Source organism: Mycolicibacterium moriokaense (genome assembly GCF_010726085.1).
In the GTDB taxonomy this organism is placed as follows: domain Bacteria; phylum Actinomycetota; class Actinomycetes; order Mycobacteriales; family Mycobacteriaceae; genus Mycobacterium; species Mycobacterium moriokaense.
Genome location: NZ_AP022560.1, coordinates 523711 through 538749, shown reverse-complemented (window position 1 = coordinate 538749; position 15039 = coordinate 523711). Strand labels below are relative to the sequence as shown.

The window sequence follows — 15039 nt, the reverse complement described above, 5'->3', positions numbered from 1 at the left end:
CGCCAGACAGCTGCCGCGGTACGGCGCAGATTGACACCGACACCTAGCCCTTGTCGACACCAATGCACGCCGCCCGTCGATCGGCATGCCCATCAAGGCTGGGCAACGTCCTCAGGTGAGTTCGCCCCACTGATCGATGCGCGGTTGGTCAGGCAGAGATCGCGAAAGACCTGCGCCCGTCGGGTGAGGCGGACTCCGGCCACTCGCGCGACGACAACCGGTGCGGTGCGGAGTTTCTCGCGTATGGGCACTGCTTTCACCTGATCGTTCCAGTGCGCAGGTGAATGCCCGACGGGTGGGGCGAACAGTGAGTAGCCCAAACCGCGGTGGACCATCGCCCTGATCAGATCAAAATTGCCGAGTTCGTACCGCGGGGTCAGGGAGAGTTCGGCTGATTGCAGGACCCGCTCCAGCATCTTTGGAGCAGGCGGGGTTGTCAGGACGATGAGGGGTTCGGCGACAAGGTCGCGCAGCGAGATCGAGGCCTTCGCGGCAAGAGCGTGGGCGACAGGCAGCAGCGCGTGCGGGTTCGATTGGTACACGACGTCCAGGTGCAGGTTTGCGGGCAGATCGATGTCGAACAGGAGCGCAAGCTCAACCCGTCCGTCGGTGAGTGCCGCAACGAGTTCATCCTGGGTCGCGGAAACCGGGTCGACGTGAAGTTCGGGGTAGCGTCGCGACAATTCGGCCAGCAGCTGCGGAAGAAGCGAAGGACTCATGGCGTCGTAGCATCCGATGGACAGTCGACCGGTGAGTTCGTCGTCGAGCACCCCCGCCAGCCCCCTGTAGGTCGTCAGCCGCTCTCAACAGTTCACGTGCCCGGGGGACAAGCGCCCGTCCGCTCGCGGTCAGTTCGAGACCTCGGCCCCGGTATCTGACGAGCAATTGCGTGCCGACCGCACGTTCCAAGTCGTACAGGGCCGCCGACATGGCCGACTGAGTCATGACGAACTGCGCAGCGGCCTGCGTCGTCGAACCCGTCTCCGCCGCGGCGACGAAGTACGCGAGTTGCCGCAACGTGAACTGAGGTGGTGCGCCAGCTTCCACAGTGGAATTTCCTCTGAATTTACTATGAAACAGTTGTTCGAGATAGCGTCCCGGGGAGTGGTGGACTTCGGATCTGGCGTGGTTCACGCGTTGCGATCAACGAGTCATGTTGAACGCTAGGTGATTTGGTGTTGTTTGACAAGTGCTGCCGCGGCGTGTTTTGTCTCGATGACGGCGCGTAGTTCGTCCATGGAGACATCGGAAAGATAGCGGCGGGTGACCTGCCACTCGTCGTGGGCTTCGATGACTACCGCGGTGGCCAGGCGCAGGAACGCTGCGGGGTTGGGGAAGATCTCCACGACATCAGCGCGGCGCTTGATCTCCTTGTTGAGCCGTTCGATGGGGTTGTTCGACCAGATCTTCTGCCAGTGCGCCCGCGGGAACGCGGTGAACGCCAGCACGTCGGTCTTGGCCTCGCCGAGCATGGCCGCGACTTTCGGGAAGCTAGGGGCCAGGGTGTCGGCGACGCGGTCCCACTGGGCGGCGACCTCGGCGGGGTCGGTGTGGGCGAAGATCGTCTTGACCGCCGCAGTCACCGCCGGCGCGTGTTTGGCGGCGACCGCGGTGTGCAGGTTACGCATGAAATGTACCCGGCACCGCTGCCACGATGAACCGGTGAACTGCTGCGCCACCGCGGCTTTGAGCCCGGCATGGGCGTCGGAGATCACCAGATGCACCCCAGTCAGGCCGCGGGCTTTCAGCGACGCCAGAAACTCTCGCCAGAACTCGAAGGACTCACTGTCACCGACCGCAGTGCCCAGCACTTCACGGGTGCCCTCGAGGGAGACCCCGGTAGCCACCACCAGGGCCTGAGAGACGACGTGCGCCCCGATACGCACCTTGCAGAACGTCGCGTCGCAGAACACGTACGGGAACTGCGTGTGGGTCAAGCTGCGGGTCCGAAACGCCTCGATCTCCTTATCCAGGCCCGCGCAGATCCGTGAGACCTCCGACTGGAGACCCCGCCGCGACGCCCATCGCCGCGACCAGGTCATCGACACTGCGGGTCGACACGCCGTGCACGTAGGCCTCCATGATCACCGCGTGTAACGCCTTGTCGATACGGCGGCGCCGCTCCAACAGCGACGGGAAGAACGACCCAGCCCGCAGCTTGGGGATCTGCACCTCAATATCGCCTGAGGTGGTCGACACTGTCTTCGGGCGGTGCCCGTTGCGGTGCACCGTGCGTTCGTCACTGCGCTGATAGCGGCCCGCGCCGATCGTGGCGGTGGCCTCGGCCTCGATGAGCTGCTGCAGGCCGGCGCGGATCAATTCGGCAAACACTGCGCTCGCATCAGCGGACTTGAGCGCGTCGAGCTGGGCAAGCAGGGCAGAATGATCCTGGGTCATCGCGTCGTGTGTCTTCCTGTTGAGTCACTTGGTAGGTAACTCACTGACCACTACGCGATGGCCCACCCCAACACCGGCAACGACACACCCAGCACCATCGGCCTCAGCTCCCGAAACCCCACCACACCAGGGGACTTACCCTTGTTCGACAATAGCTTGGTTCGACGCGATACTCAGCTCATCGACATCCCGTCGACGCGACAGGTGACCGTGAGTAATCCGATCTGTCGCCCGAAATCCGCACCCGCATTACACGGACACTGGGTCAACCGTCGACTGAGCCAACTGGATCCAGAAGTCGACTACGTCGAGATGGTCCGGTTGATGACCGACTACCGGCTCAATCTGTTCGTGTTCGATCTGCTGTATGCCGTTGCGTTCCACTACATCACGCTGCCCGCGGCTGGTTCGCGGGCGATCGCCGGAACCGGCAAGGCCGAGCATCATCCGCAGACCCGCTTCCTCGACACGGCGAATTCCATGCTGACCTGGTTGCTCCTCGGTCCCGGTCACCCCGACGTACGCGCGTCTGTACGGCGCATCCAGCGGATGCACGAGGGCGTCGCGCGACGATTTCCCGAGTCCTTCGAGCTGGAGGAGGACTTCAACTACAGCTACGCGGTTTTCGCAATGGGCGCGGCCCGGCTACGCGAGTTCGCCGGGGCACCGCCGAGCCCCGGGCGCGAACTCGTCGCATTCCACCACTTCTGGCGCGACATCTCCGAACAGCTCCACAGCACCACCGGACCCACCGCCAACTTCCCGGCGACGGTCGAGGACATGATCGCCTTCGCGGAGTCGTTCGAGGCCCGCGAGCACGCGCCGACCCCCGACGGCAGGGTGGTCTCCGATACGATCATCGCCCAGTTCACCGCGCGCTACTTCCCGGGTCGACTCCGGCCGCTCGGCAGAGCCATGGTGCTGGCCTTCGTGTCCGAGCGCGTGCAGCGTCGCCAGGGCGTCACCCCCGCCAGCCGTGTCCTCGTCGGTGCTGTCCGACTCGCCTTCCGCGCTCTGTTCTTTATCCAGGACAGGGTCTTCATTCCTCCGCGGATGCCACTGTCCGAGGTCCTCAATTCCCGGGAATGGCAACAACATCGACGGCACTGGCGTCAGCAGGAGCACCGCGCACCGACCGCAGTCGGTGTGGCGCTTGACGAGGTCTAGCCGCGACTGTTCAACCAGGCAACCGCACGGTCCCGATAACTGATGATGCCCTTGTAGTCGGCCATGTCGTCGGGCAGGTCGGCCAGTACCGCCGCTGAGCGTGCGCGCCAGGCCGGGACGGTGACCAAGTCGACGAACGGCAGCATGTAGGTGCGGATCAGGAAGCAGATCGCCCCCGACTCGGGGAGTCGGATGAGGTGCTGCACTTCGACCCGCAGATGCACCAGGCGACCGAACTCGTCGTCGTCGACGGTCTGGATCATCACGCGGTCTGGGCCCCACTCGTGGTAGAGCTCGGTCGAGACGTCCAAGCGGCGACCGATGGTGAGCGTCCAGTTGGTGCGCCGGTAGACCTCCCGCGGCTGCAGCCGCATCAAGAACTCGCGCGCGCGGGTGATGACGCCGGTCTCGCGCAGCCTGGGTACGGGACCGTGGATCTCGAGGAACGTCATGCCGACGTCGAACCCGAACGACCAGTCCGCGGCGAAGGTCACCACACCCGCGTCGCCGAACAAGTCGCCATCGCGCTGGTCGAGCAGCACGATGTCGTCTTGCACCTGGCTGGCGATGTAGGCCAGCGGCTCGGCCGGTAGCGTCGACTCATCACCCAGGACGAAATCCTGTGTGATTCCTAACCTTTCGTTACGCCAGTGCCAGGCGTCGCCGGAGCGGGTCAGCGACATGACATCCGGATAGGACTTGACCATCTCGCCCATCAGGAAGAGCATGGTGTCCCAGCACGCGACACGCATGTGCGGCAGCACGGCGTAGCGACTGGGGTCCTGAGCCAGGATCTGTTCCCGCTGCGTCAGTTCGTGTTCGTACTCGCTGTCGATGTCGATGATGCGCTCGCCCCACTGGCCGGCGGGCGTGGGCACGACACCACCTGCGGGCTCGACATTGGTGGAGTATCGGTACTGATCGGTGGGGAACGGAAACGGGAACGTCGCAAGCAGATCGGGTGCGGACACCAGGGATGCGGTCACAGCTTCAACTCCAATTCCGATGAGGCCGCGCGAGATACGCAGGCCATGATGGCGTCGCCGGCAGCCTTGTCGGCGTCGGTCAGATACATGTCGCGGTGGAGGACCTCGCCGCTGGAAACGGTGAGTCGGCACTCGCCGCACACCCCCTGACGGCACAGGTTCGGGATCTCGTGGCCGTTGGCCTCCAGCGCCTCGAGCAGCGAGACCCCCGACTCGACGGCGATGGTCGTTCCCGAGTTCGCGAGCTTCACGGTGAACGGCTCACCGGGGTCGAGGGCGCCGACTCCGAAGCGCTCGAGGTGGATTCGGCTCTGCGGCCAGCCGCTGTCGACGGCCGCGGCCACCACGTCGTCGATGAACGTTGTGGGCCCGCATATATAGAGGTGCGCGCCGAGCGGTTGCGTCGACAACACGTCGGGCAAAACCGCGAGGAAGTCGGCGCGCTGGGTGAAGATGCGAGCGGCGTCGGTCAGTGCGGCGATGTCGTCGAGGTGGGCACCTCGGCCTGGTCGGTGCAGGTAAAACAGTTCGACTTCACGGCCCCACTGCCGGGCGCTGCGCAGATGGGAGACCATCGGTGTGACACCGATTCCCGCCGCGATCAGCAGGTGCTTGCGCGCCCGCTGGATCGGTGCGAAGCCGCTGCGCGGCGGCAGCACAGACACCGGATCGCCCACTTCGAGGGCATGGATCCATCGCGATCCCCCGGCGCCGTCGGGTAGTTCCAGCACTGAGATCTCGTACTGCGTGGGCTGCACCGAGTCTCCGGTCAACGAATAGGCATTCGCGGCGCCGCCGCACTGCACCACGATGTGGCTGCCCGGGGTGAACGACGGCAGCGTTCCCCCATTGGGCCTGGCCATGGTCAGACTGCGGACATCGGGCACCGAGTCGTCGACGGCGGTGACGACGAGATCGAGGGTGGTCATGCCGTGTCCACCAGGCGCTCGGCGTCGACCGTGAAGCCCAGGTGCGCACCCTGCCGCCGTGAAACGTGGTAGTACACCAAAAGATTGCGCTCACATCCGCTGCACACGATGGTGTCCTCCAATGGCGCCGTCACGCTGGTGCGGGCGTCGCAGTGCACGCAGAGGACCGTGCGCTGCTCGACGTCGGTGGTCGCGAAGGTCATCTCGTCGTCGGCGACGTCGCACCGCACGGCGTGCGCGCGCACCTGCAGGCATTCGTGGGCCGGACCCGCGGCCATGAGCCGCCACCCGACGCGAGCGTCCGCGAGGTCGGCGTCGACTGCCGCGACGGCTTCCGCGGCGTCACCGACGCGATGGACGCGGACCTGCGCCTCGGGGCGGACGGCTGCGAGTTGCGCGCACCAGGTATCGACGACGGCGCCGGCTTCCGCTCCGATAGCCACCACTGTCCAGGTCGCGCCGGTCAGATCGGCGTCGGGCAGCGTCGGAGCGACCGTCCAGGGCGGCACACTCGTCAGTTCAAGGGCGGGTTTCACGTATGGACACCTCCAGTTGACGCAGTTCACCCATAGGTAACCAAGGTCGCGTTTCAGGAACGTGAAACTGGTGTCTCAGACATTTGAATCTCTGAGCTGGTCAGCTGGCCCGCCGCAGAGGCGCCGACTGCACGCTTGTTGCCGGGGCGTCTCGGCCGATGCGTGCAACAAGCGTGCACTCGGCGGCTTCAGCGGCGCGTATCTACCAGTCGGGGCGTCAGCACCTGAACTCCGCCGATGATTGGCATCGACTCGGCCATCTCAAGGGCATATCAACTGGCAAACGCTGCTTGCAGGGCCCCGCACTGCCGCGCGAAGAAGTTCTGCGCCACTGGAGTTTTAGAGGCGATGATGTCGAATCCGTGGAAGGCTCCCTCGACGACGTCGAGCTCACAGCTCACGCCCGCGTCGCGCAGCCTATGCGCGTATTCCACATCCTGGCCGTAGAGCGGGTCCACCGTTCCCACGCCCACCCACGCGGGAGCCAGATTGGACAGGTCGTCGTGCCGCGCCGGCACCGCAGCCTGGCGATCGGCACCCGTGAGATACGCATGCCACCCCAACCGATCGCTCTTCTCGCTCCACATTCGGTAGTGCGGACTCTCAAGGCCCGGACGACTCGACGGGCGATCATCGACCATCGGATAGACCAGCAACTGGAACAACGGTGTCACTTCGCCGCGATCTCGCGCCAACAGTGCCAGCGCAGCTGCTAGACCGCCACCCGCGCTGGCGCCGCCGATCGCGATCCGGCCAGCATCCACCCCGGGCAACCTCGCCAACCACGTCAGCGCGGAGTAGCAGTCCTCAAGCGCGGCTGGATAAGGATCCTTTGGAGCGAGCCGGTAGTCGACTGACGCGACCGGAACGCCGACGCTGCGAACGAATCGCCGACACAGCTTGTCGTCCTGGGCGGCCGTTCCGATGACGTATCCGCCGCCATGGATCCACAGCAGTGCGCCCCCGTGCGTGCACTCCCGCTCGGGCCGGTAGAGCCTGACCCCTGCGCTTGGGGTGATCGAGAGGACCTCGACACCCTCGCGCGCGGACGGCGCGAATCGGGCCAGGCGGCGTATCACCGGCAGCGTCACCTTGTTGAACGGCGACCGCGGAAGCATCCGGGCGATACTCCTCAAGTCAGGGTGGTAGTGCTCAGACTGGATACGTGACACCGGTCAACTCCTCGGACACAGACCACAAACGTTGCTGCACCTGTTGGTCGTATGACTTCTTGCTCGAACGGACGAGAGTCGGGTAACCCGCCATCTCGAGGAATCCATCCGGACCCCAGTACTGGCCACCCCGCACGTCAGGCATCGTCGCGGCGTACAGCTGTGGCAATGCGCCCTTCGCCGGATCCTGACCGATGAAACGGTCCCCGAACTTCTGCATCGCCCGTATCGGACCTCCCATGTTGCGGAACAGATCGGACTTCGTATAACCCGGGTGGGCAGTCACACTCACCAACGGCGCGCCCGACTTGACCAGCCGCCGATGAAACTCGTAGCAGAACATCAGGTTCGCCAGCTTCGACTGGGCGTAGGCCAGCGCGCTGTTGTAACGGCGTTCCCACTGAAGATCATGGAAATGGATGGCACCGCCGAGCTTGTGGTCCAAACTCGCCACGACCACCACACGAGCCCCGTCGACGTCGAGCATGTTCTCGAGCAGCAGTCCCGTCAGCGCAAAGTGGCCAAGGTGATTGGTGGCGAACTGCAACTCGAACCCGTCAGGTGTCGTCGTCCTGGGCGGGAACGCCACCGCGGCATTGTTGATGAGCAAGTCGATCCGCGGGTACGCAGCCCGGAGTTCAGCCGCCGCGGTGCGCACCGATTCGAGCGAGCCGAGATCAAGCTCTTGGACGGTTACTTGCGCCTGCGGGACCCACTGACGAATCTTCTCGCAGGCCGCGTTGCCCTTGTCCACGTTGCGCACGGCCAGCACCACCTGCGCGCCGCGTTCCGCGAGGACCCGTGCGGTGTCAAAACCGAGGCCCGTGTTGGAGCCCGTCACGACAGCGACCCGACCAGACTGATCCGGAACGTCCTCCTCCGACCACTTACGCTTCCCCATCCACCGACCTCTCCCTGTTCCAAACATCCTGCCGGCAGAGCCTTCCTTGACTCTGATTGCGCTCCCGTCGAGGCTAGCGGCGGTGCCGAATCTCGTTGTGAGAGCACGAGACACAGCTCGATAACGTCGATTGCCACCCTTGAATCGTTCGCCGTCATCTCGACCATGCCGTCGTCACGCCCGGTGAATATCTCACCGGACAGTCAGGTCCAGGAGCTCCAGACGCCGGTGCGGGCAACAGCTTCGATGATGGCGTCCCATCCGCAGACAGCATAGAAATCGGAGTCCCCGATGCGGTGTACGTGCGACTCAGCGCGCGTCTGCTCGTACAGCGGGTACGGATCCTGGATAGCCTCCGTGCCGATGAACCGGTTGGGATCCATTAGCGTGTCCGCCGTTTCAGCGTCGCCGTCACCGCCGCATACGCCAACACCATCGGCTCCTGATGCCATCGGCGACTCCTTCTATAGGCGTTCACCGCCCCGTCGACTCGTTGAACATTGTTGCAGATTATGTCACTATGTACTTACGTTGCATTGAAACTCGACCGTGGCTTCCGACGCGTCGATGCGGCGATGCGTCTCGTACGTTTCATCGCGCCGCCGTGTTGCCCCTTCCCCCAGTTCCATTTTCCGAGAGGGATTTTCATGCCAGTCGTGATGCAAGATGACCTCGAGATCGCCTACGAGATCATCGGCGAAGGTGAGCCGTACATCCTGACCGGCGGCGGACGTTTCAGCAAGGACGCCGGCGGGGTGCGTGAGCTGGCCGAGGCTATAGCAGACCGGGGCAAGAAGGTCGTCATCTACGACCGGCTCAACTGCGGCGCATCCGCAGTGTGCTTCGAGGGTGACTCGGAGTCGGTGATGCAGGCGGATTCACTCGCCCGGCTCATCTCGGACCTCAATCTCGGCCCCACGGTGTTGCTCGGGGGTTCGGGCGGTGCGCGGATCTCCTTGCTTGCGGCCGCACGACACCCTGACATCGCTCGCGCAGTAGTGATGTGGTGGCCCAGCGGCGGTGCGTTCGGCAGCATGTCGCTGGCGGAGGTCTATAACTTTCCCTCGATTCGTGCGGCGTGGAACGGGACGATGGCAGACGTCGCCGACCTTCCCACGTGGGCCGAAGTCATTGAGCGTAATCCGCGAAACCGGGATCGATTTCTCGCGCAGGACAAACAAACGTTCATCGAGACGATGGAGCGGTGGGCGCACGCCTACTGCGCTTGCGGTAACCCGTTGGTGGCCGGACTGACCGACGAGGAAGCGGCAGCTATCTCGCTGCCGGTACTCGTCTTTCGCAGCGGGAAGAGCGACTACTACCACACTCGGGCGACCTCCGAGCGTCTCGCGGCCAATCTGCAGAACGCCGAGATCATCGACCCGGTCTGGGGTGATCGCGAGTTCCTGGATCGATTCGAGGACAGCCGGGACAACGGCGTGTCGGTGTGGAAGAACTGGAAGCAGCTCGCACCTCAGATCGTCGACTGGGCGGAGGCCAGGCTCGACTGACGTGTAGCCGTGAGGCCCGGGTGCTCGATGGTCACACTCCGTCCGCTTTCATGCGACCCGTTAGGCGATGGCGCCGCCGTCTTTCAGCGCCTCGTCACCGAGATTTGCGCCGGGTAGGTTCGGATAGCCGCTCGGGTTTGACCGCGTCGGCGCGGCCGAGCCCTCTGTCACCACAGCAAGTCTCGGTGCTGTGTGCCCGACCCGCGGCTGGTGGGCCTACCGAGCGCCTTTCTCCTGCGCGTCAGAACACCCGCACCTGGCCCTCGAGCGCGGGCACCGTTTCGGGCAGGTGGTAGGTCGCAATGCCGTTGCGGAACATGACGGCCTCTCGCGCGTGCTCTGGCAGGTGCTTGACCAACCAACGGGGGTCGTCGAACGTCCAGTGCGGGTAATCAGAGGAGAACAGCAGGATCTTCTCGCACTCCATCCACTCCAGCGCGCGAGCGAGTTCGGTCTTGTCCTCCGGATAGTCAAGCGGTTGAGTGGTGAACTTGATGTGGTCCTTGATGTATTCGGAGGGCTTGCGCTTGATGTCGAGCCACGACTTACGTGCCTCGTAAATGGCGTCCATCCGCCACATCAGCGGCAGGATCCAGCTGAACGCGTGCTCGACCAATACGATCCGAAGCGTCGGGAAGCGGTCGAACAAGCCATCGAAGATCATGCTCATCACTTGAGATGCGGCGAGCAGCGAGTACGTGACCATGAAGTCATGGTTGTAGCTGGGGAAGCCGACGGGCGGCATCGGCAGTTCCTCGTGGTGGCTGCGCGACAGATGGCACGTCACCGTGATGTCGTGTTTGGTGGCGGCCTCCCATACCGGGTTGTACTTCGGGTCACCCCACGGAGGCCGCGGCTCGGCCTTGATGAGAATCTGGCTCATGTATTCGTGTCCAGCCCAGCGTTCGATCTCGCGCGCCGCGTCGTCGGGTGCCTCGATCGCGGCGCAGATGGATCCGCGCCAGCGCTCGTGCCAGTTGTTGTGACCATCCAGCCAGTGCGCAGCTTGCCAGTCGTTTAGGGCGCAGCTCATTGCGTGATTCACCTCGGGAAAGCGCGAGGGATAGGAACCGGGTTCGAGGATCGCGATGTCGGCGCCGGCCGCCATGATCAGTTGCTTGAAGGCCAGGTCCGGATCACTGCCGGCGAACTCGCCGTCGGCGGGAAACGAATCCACCCGCATTGCGTACGCGTGCGCGTAATCGGGCGCGTCGTAGTAGATCTGGTCGCCGACCTTCCGTGACAGGAAGTACTTGCTGCGCCACGGTTCGGGGATGTACTGCGTCAGAACCCCGGACCTGGGAACCGGGTGTACATCCGAGTCGACGCAGCGAACTGCGACGCGCTCCGCTGCGGTCTTGCGTTCTGTCACCGAGATTGTCATCGCGGCCTCCTCGTCACGTGTTGTCGATTGAAACCCGCACGCCGGCGTCCACGTCGATTGCGTACAGCCGTGCGGCGTTACGCCAGCACAGCTTGTCGCGCTGCTCAGTGGAGAAGGTCCGCGGAACGGTCAGGTCATTCAGCGTGGGCATCCGTGTCGATTCGCCGACGCGGCAGCCTTCGCGCACGCAGTGCAACCGGAATCCGTGGCCCCTCTCGCGAGCCGTGCACGCGCAACTGCCGCTCATGTCACACCTCCCGGCAGTGGATCTTGCCGATGTCATCAGTTGCAGACGTTCGATCGGATCGCCTCCTGCTGTAAGAGCAGTCGGCGGGCCTCGGTGCGTTGACGATAAGACATTTTTTGATCTAATGTATATTTTCGGGCGGGCTGTTCGACAATCCCATCACCGGATGCGGCGAGCGCGCAGCATCAGCTCGCGCCGCCGAGGGGCACTCAGGCTAGGGGTAAGTCATTACTTCCATCGCATCGAGTTCGCCGAGGGGCTACCACCGCCACAACATCTCGCAGCCAGCCTTCTGGGAGTTGAGTTTTCGCGAGCGCGACGACATCTTCGCTGAGCTGCGCGCAGAGGACGGATTGACGTGGCACGAGCCGTTCAACTCTCCCTTTCCACATGAAGAGTCGGGCTTCTGGGCGGTCACCAAGCACGCCGACGTGAAGTTCGTGAGCATGAACAGCGACCTCTTTGTGTCGAGCGAGGGCATCTCCATCGAGCCGATGCCGGCAGAGATCCAGCGGGCGACCGCGTTCTTCCTCACGATGGATCCGCCGCAGCACACGCGATATCGCCGCTTGATCAGTTCGGCGTTCACTCCACGGCAGGTGCGCAAAATCGAGCAGCAAATTCGCGCCAACGCACGCGAGATTGTCGACGATCTGCTTGTTGCACTGCAGGACGGAGTCGAGGTCGACTTCGTCGCCGAGTGCGCGTGCAAGCTTCCGATGCACACGATCTCGGACATGATCGGAATCGATCGCGCGGATCGAGACGCCATATTGATGGCAGCCGAGGCGCTGTCCGGGGCGAGCGACGACGACTACACCGCGTCCGAGGACAAAGCGATCCACATGATGACGCAGTTTGGAGTGCTAACCCAGGCTGGCATCGATTTGGCTCAGCGACGTCGGGTAGAAGGTCGCGAAGACCTGATGACCAACATCGTCAATGCCGAGGTCGATGGACACCGGTTGACTGACGACGAAATCGGAGCGTTTCTCGTATTGCTGTCGGTTGCAGGCAGCGACACGACGAAACAGGCGACGTCTCACACCCTTAAGGCCTTGATGGATCACCCAGAGCAACTCGCCTGGCTGATGGACGATTTCGATAATCGCATCGATACAGCGATCGACGAATTCGTCCGCTGGGCGACACCCGTGCTGTCCTTCGCACGGCACGCGGCCGTGGACACCGAGGTCGGCGGAACACCCGTGCGGGCCGGCGAAAAGGTCGGCCTCTTCTACTGTTCGGCAAACCGCGACGCCGCAGTGTTCGACGACCCGCATGCGTTCCGTTTGAATCGTACGCCTAACAGCCACTTCGGTTTTGGTGGCGGCGGCACTCACTTTTGTCTTGGCAGTCAGTTGGCTCGGATGGAGTTGCGCAGCCTGTTCTTTGAACTGCTCACCCGCCTGCCGCAGGTGTCAATCGGCCCACCCGAGTACCTCAAAAGCAGCAGCGTCATCCACGGCATCAAACGGATGCCACTTAAGCGAGTTTGACATGCACCGTCATGTCGAGAACACACCACGTGTAACCGACGTAAAGATGCGAGCGCGAAAGCAGGTGACTGGCAAGCCTTTACCGGAACACCTCATCCGGCGGCGTCGTCGACTCCAAAGATGAACCGGTCGGCGATGCGGTGCTCGTTGCGGATCGACATCTCTTGATTGGTATTGAGCCAAAGCCCCTCGAATCCACGCGAGTGCATGCCCGCGTGGATGGCATCGATATTCATGAGGTCTTGCGTGGGCAGCTCACCCCAGCCGTCATGGTCTTGCCAGCGCTCGAACTCTAACCAGCTGGTCTCAGGGACCTCGCCGGGCGCGAAATGCTCAAGCGAGAACATCTCGAACACACAGCGATTGGGGTCTTCGGCGTCGGGAAGCATCCGGTAACCCAGCACGCACGACTTCTCCACAAGGATGACCAGCGTCGGGAAGACATGCCAGTCGCCGTTGCCCGCGAAGTACTCCTCCATCGACATCTTCGGATAGTCGACACCCTCGGCGATGGCTAGCTCTTCACACATCTGGTGGTAAATCATGAAGGGCGGGATGGGACCGGGCTCTATGTCGGCCATCTGCTGTGCAACTCGGTAATCGCGCTCGGTGACCAGCGAATTGATCTCGAGATACTGATACTGCATCCCATTGGCGAAGACTTTCGGCGAGGCCTGCAGCTCCTCGCGAGCCGCCCCACCAGTGCTATCGGGACGCGCGGTGTAGATGAAACGCGAGTGGTTCCGGTACACAGTAGTCGGGGTATACGGCGCGTAGATGTACTCCTGCGGTTCGGCTGGCGAAGTCGAAGGACGCACGCCCTGGTCAGCCCTGACTGTCTGCGGGTGCGTACCCGGTGAGTGATATCCCTCGATGAACGCGTCGATGACAGTCTTGTAATTGGCTGCCAACGGGGTTCGCTTCCGCCACCGGAACCGCATGTCGTGCAAGCGGAACGGCGCAAGCGCCGTCGGAAGCGGATCGAGCCAGTCGAGCAGCTTCGGAGGATCTTCGGCCATGGTGATGAACACCCAACCGCCCCAGGTGTCGACCGATACCGGCCGCAACGCCCACTGCTCACTCGGCCGACTGAGAAACTCGTCGCGAGACGGAACGAACGACGAACGACCGTCGAGTGCATACCGCCAGCCGTGGAACTCGCAACGCAGGTCGCCGCCGAGGGTACAACCTTGACCCCGCACCAGTTTCATCCCGCGATGGGCGCATGTGTTGTAGAACGCCTTGATGCTCCCATCCTTCTGCCGCACCACCATGATCGACTCCTTGCCGATCGTGTACTCGTGATAGCTGCCTGGATCAGGGATTTCCTCCTCTCGACAGGCCGGCTGCCACACCTGCGTGAAGAGGCGGTCGAGTTCGAGTTGGAGGAACTCGCGGTCGATGTAGCGGCCCTTGGGGACGAAGGTCTCACCACACGCGTAACGCGGGGGTACTTTGCCCGTTGCCGTCAGATCCGTTGCCTCGTCGATGGCGGTCATCGGCTACTCCTTCCGAGGCCCGACCGTGCGAGCCGCTTGTCGAAGCTGTGGATTTCACCCACCTCCGTTTGGAGATTCGCAATCGAAGTCGCCCTAGGTAGCGGGGAACGTCCCGGCATCGCCAACTGGCAGATCCAACACGAACATTGATCCTCCAACCTCGGCTACACCCGTGATCGTACAGAACAACTGGACCAAAATTGTCCTATTGATCATCCACTGCTAGGTTCTGGCCGTGGCCCGCATCGCCGTCGCCAAGGAAGTCGCCGCACCAGCCTCGGCTGTTTGGGAGGTACTCGCGGACTTCGGCGACATCGGCTGGATACCCGTCGGGGACCGCGTCGACGTCGACGGGGACGGCATCGGCATGAGCCGGTCCATCCACGGTGCGGCAGACAAGCCGATAGTCGAGACGCTGACCCATCTTGACCCAGATCGCATGGAGCTTGGCTACTCCATTAGCAACAACCCACTGCCGGTGTCCCGGTTCGAGGCGACTGTCACGGTACGGCCCGCCACGGGCGGATCCACGATCGTCTGGAATGTGGACTACGACCCGCTCAGCTCCTCTGAATCGGACGCCGAAACCGCCAGCCGGGCCGTCGAATCCGTATACGCAATGATGGCGAGTTGGCTCGGGGACGCGGCGGCGAACCGAAAGTAGGTGTGTCCCTGCGGCCCGACTGGACTCGAACGGCTGCCGCAGACAACGCTATCGACTCAGGTCGTCAAGCTGCCCAGCGGCAAAGCATCTTACGCGGACCAGTTCGGCGGTAAGTCAGCCCCACCGCAGCCCATCGCACCGCAGGGC

The 15039-nt window shown here is 63.4% G+C and carries 14 protein-coding genes and 2 pseudogenes; 4 read left to right on the top strand and 12 right to left on the bottom strand.

The annotated features are described in order from the left end of the window. Nucleotides 1-92 precede the first annotated feature (92 nt). The 3 genes and pseudogenes from G6N43_RS02540 to G6N43_RS02530 form a co-directional block, all read right to left on the bottom strand. Nucleotides 93-719 (bottom strand): LysR substrate-binding domain-containing protein, encoded by a 627-nt coding sequence (locus G6N43_RS02540; protein ID WP_083155771.1) that lies wholly within the window; start codon nucleotides 717-719, stop codon nucleotides 93-95. Next, nucleotides 628-1047, bottom strand: coding sequence for a LysR family transcriptional regulator (locus G6N43_RS31005; RefSeq protein WP_163657943.1), 420 nt, complete (start codon nucleotides 1045-1047; stop codon nucleotides 628-630). The genes G6N43_RS02540 and G6N43_RS31005 overlap by 92 nt, the downstream gene beginning before the upstream one ends. A gap of 116 nt (nucleotides 1048-1163) precedes the next feature. Further along, nucleotides 1164-2397: pseudogene (locus G6N43_RS02530) on the bottom strand (IS256 family transposase). 156 nt (nucleotides 2398-2553) lie between these two features. Between G6N43_RS02530 and G6N43_RS02525 the strand changes: the two are divergent. Next, the gene (locus G6N43_RS02525; RefSeq protein WP_163657941.1) at nucleotides 2554-3564 is read left to right on the top strand and encodes an oxygenase MpaB family protein; all 1011 of its coding nucleotides are present in this window, start codon (nucleotides 2554-2556) and stop codon (nucleotides 3562-3564) included. On the opposite strand, the gene G6N43_RS02520 is transcribed toward G6N43_RS02525, so the two are convergent. The 6 genes and pseudogenes from G6N43_RS02520 to G6N43_RS30600 form a co-directional block, all read right to left on the bottom strand. Continuing rightward, nucleotides 3561-4538, bottom strand: coding sequence for a heme-dependent oxidative N-demethylase family protein (locus G6N43_RS02520; RefSeq protein WP_083157514.1), 978 nt, complete (start codon nucleotides 4536-4538; stop codon nucleotides 3561-3563). The genes G6N43_RS02525 and G6N43_RS02520 overlap by 4 nt on opposite strands. 8 nt (nucleotides 4539-4546) lie before the next feature. Further along, nucleotides 4547-5479: a PDR/VanB family oxidoreductase gene (locus G6N43_RS02515; RefSeq protein WP_083157511.1), complete on the bottom strand. Its 933-nt coding sequence runs from the start codon at nucleotides 5477-5479 to the stop codon at nucleotides 4547-4549. Further along, nucleotides 5476-6015 (bottom strand): dimethylamine monooxygenase subunit DmmA family protein, encoded by a 540-nt coding sequence (locus G6N43_RS02510; protein ID WP_083157510.1) that lies wholly within the window; start codon nucleotides 6013-6015, stop codon nucleotides 5476-5478. The genes G6N43_RS02515 and G6N43_RS02510 overlap by 4 nt, the downstream gene beginning before the upstream one ends. A 272-nt stretch (nucleotides 6016-6287) precedes the next feature. Then, on the bottom strand, nucleotides 6288-7178 hold the full coding sequence (locus G6N43_RS02505) for an alpha/beta hydrolase (RefSeq protein WP_407664932.1): 891 nt from the start codon (nucleotides 7176-7178) through the stop codon (nucleotides 6288-6290). Then, nucleotides 7168-8088, bottom strand: a complete 921-nt coding sequence (locus tag G6N43_RS02500) for an SDR family NAD(P)-dependent oxidoreductase (RefSeq protein ID WP_083157508.1) — start codon at nucleotides 8086-8088, stop codon at nucleotides 7168-7170. The genes G6N43_RS02505 and G6N43_RS02500 overlap by 11 nt, the downstream gene beginning before the upstream one ends. A 212-nt stretch (nucleotides 8089-8300) precedes the next feature. Then, nucleotides 8301-8471: pseudogene (locus G6N43_RS30600) on the bottom strand (cytochrome P450); the annotation flags it as partial. A 264-nt stretch (nucleotides 8472-8735) separates the two neighbouring features. Here G6N43_RS30600 and G6N43_RS02490 point away from each other — a divergent pair. Continuing rightward, a complete protein-coding gene (locus tag G6N43_RS02490) occupies nucleotides 8736-9599 on the top strand; it encodes an alpha/beta fold hydrolase (RefSeq protein WP_083157506.1) in 864 nt (287 codons plus the stop codon). Nucleotides 9600-9840: 241 nt separating this feature from the next. On the opposite strand, the gene G6N43_RS02485 is transcribed toward G6N43_RS02490, so the two are convergent. After that, nucleotides 9841-10983, bottom strand: a complete 1143-nt coding sequence (locus G6N43_RS02485; RefSeq protein WP_083157505.1) for an amidohydrolase family protein — start codon at nucleotides 10981-10983, stop codon at nucleotides 9841-9843. 13 nt (nucleotides 10984-10996) lie between these two features. After that, complete coding sequence (locus G6N43_RS02480; protein ID WP_163657896.1) at nucleotides 10997-11134, bottom strand: hypothetical protein; 138 nt, start codon at nucleotides 11132-11134, stop codon at nucleotides 10997-10999. A 395-nt stretch (nucleotides 11135-11529) separates the two neighbouring features. Between G6N43_RS02480 and G6N43_RS02475 the strand changes: the two genes are divergently transcribed. Beyond that, nucleotides 11530-12729, top strand: coding sequence for a cytochrome P450 (locus G6N43_RS02475; RefSeq protein WP_275989131.1), 1200 nt, complete (start codon nucleotides 11530-11532; stop codon nucleotides 12727-12729). A 92-nt stretch (nucleotides 12730-12821) separates the two neighbouring features. On the opposite strand, the gene G6N43_RS02470 is transcribed toward G6N43_RS02475, so the two are convergent. Further along, on the bottom strand, nucleotides 12822-14228 hold the full coding sequence (locus G6N43_RS02470) for an aromatic ring-hydroxylating oxygenase subunit alpha (RefSeq protein WP_083157503.1): 1407 nt from the start codon (nucleotides 14226-14228) through the stop codon (nucleotides 12822-12824). Nucleotides 14229-14463: 235 nt separating this feature from the next. Here G6N43_RS02470 and G6N43_RS02465 point away from each other — a divergent pair, with 235 nt between their 5' ends. Next, nucleotides 14464-14892: an SRPBCC family protein gene (locus tag G6N43_RS02465; protein WP_163657939.1), complete on the top strand. Its 429-nt coding sequence runs from the start codon at nucleotides 14464-14466 to the stop codon at nucleotides 14890-14892. Nucleotides 14893-15039 lie beyond the last annotated feature (147 nt).

Excerpts from the sequence above, each read along its gene's own strand:
- G6N43_RS02540 (WP_083155771.1), bottom strand. The coding sequence starts at position 719 with ATGAGTCCTTCGCTTCTTCCGCAGCTGCTGGCCGAATTGTCGCGACGC.
- G6N43_RS02515 (WP_083157511.1), bottom strand. The coding sequence starts at position 5,479 with ATGACCACCCTCGATCTCGTCGTCACCGCCGTCGACGACTCGGTGCCC.
- G6N43_RS02500 (WP_083157508.1), bottom strand. The coding sequence starts at position 8,088 with ATGGGGAAGCGTAAGTGGTCGGAGGAGGACGTTCCGGATCAGTCTGGT.
- G6N43_RS02490 (WP_083157506.1), top strand. The coding sequence starts at position 8,736 with ATGCCAGTCGTGATGCAAGATGACCTCGAGATCGCCTACGAGATCATC.
- G6N43_RS02485 (WP_083157505.1), bottom strand. The coding sequence starts at position 10,983 with ATGACAATCTCGGTGACAGAACGCAAGACCGCAGCGGAGCGCGTCGCA.
- G6N43_RS02480 (WP_163657896.1), bottom strand. The coding sequence starts at position 11,134 with ATGCCCACGCTGAATGACCTGACCGTTCCGCGGACCTTCTCCACTGAG.
- G6N43_RS02470 (WP_083157503.1), bottom strand. The coding sequence starts at position 14,228 with ATGACCGCCATCGACGAGGCAACGGATCTGACGGCAACGGGCAAAGTA.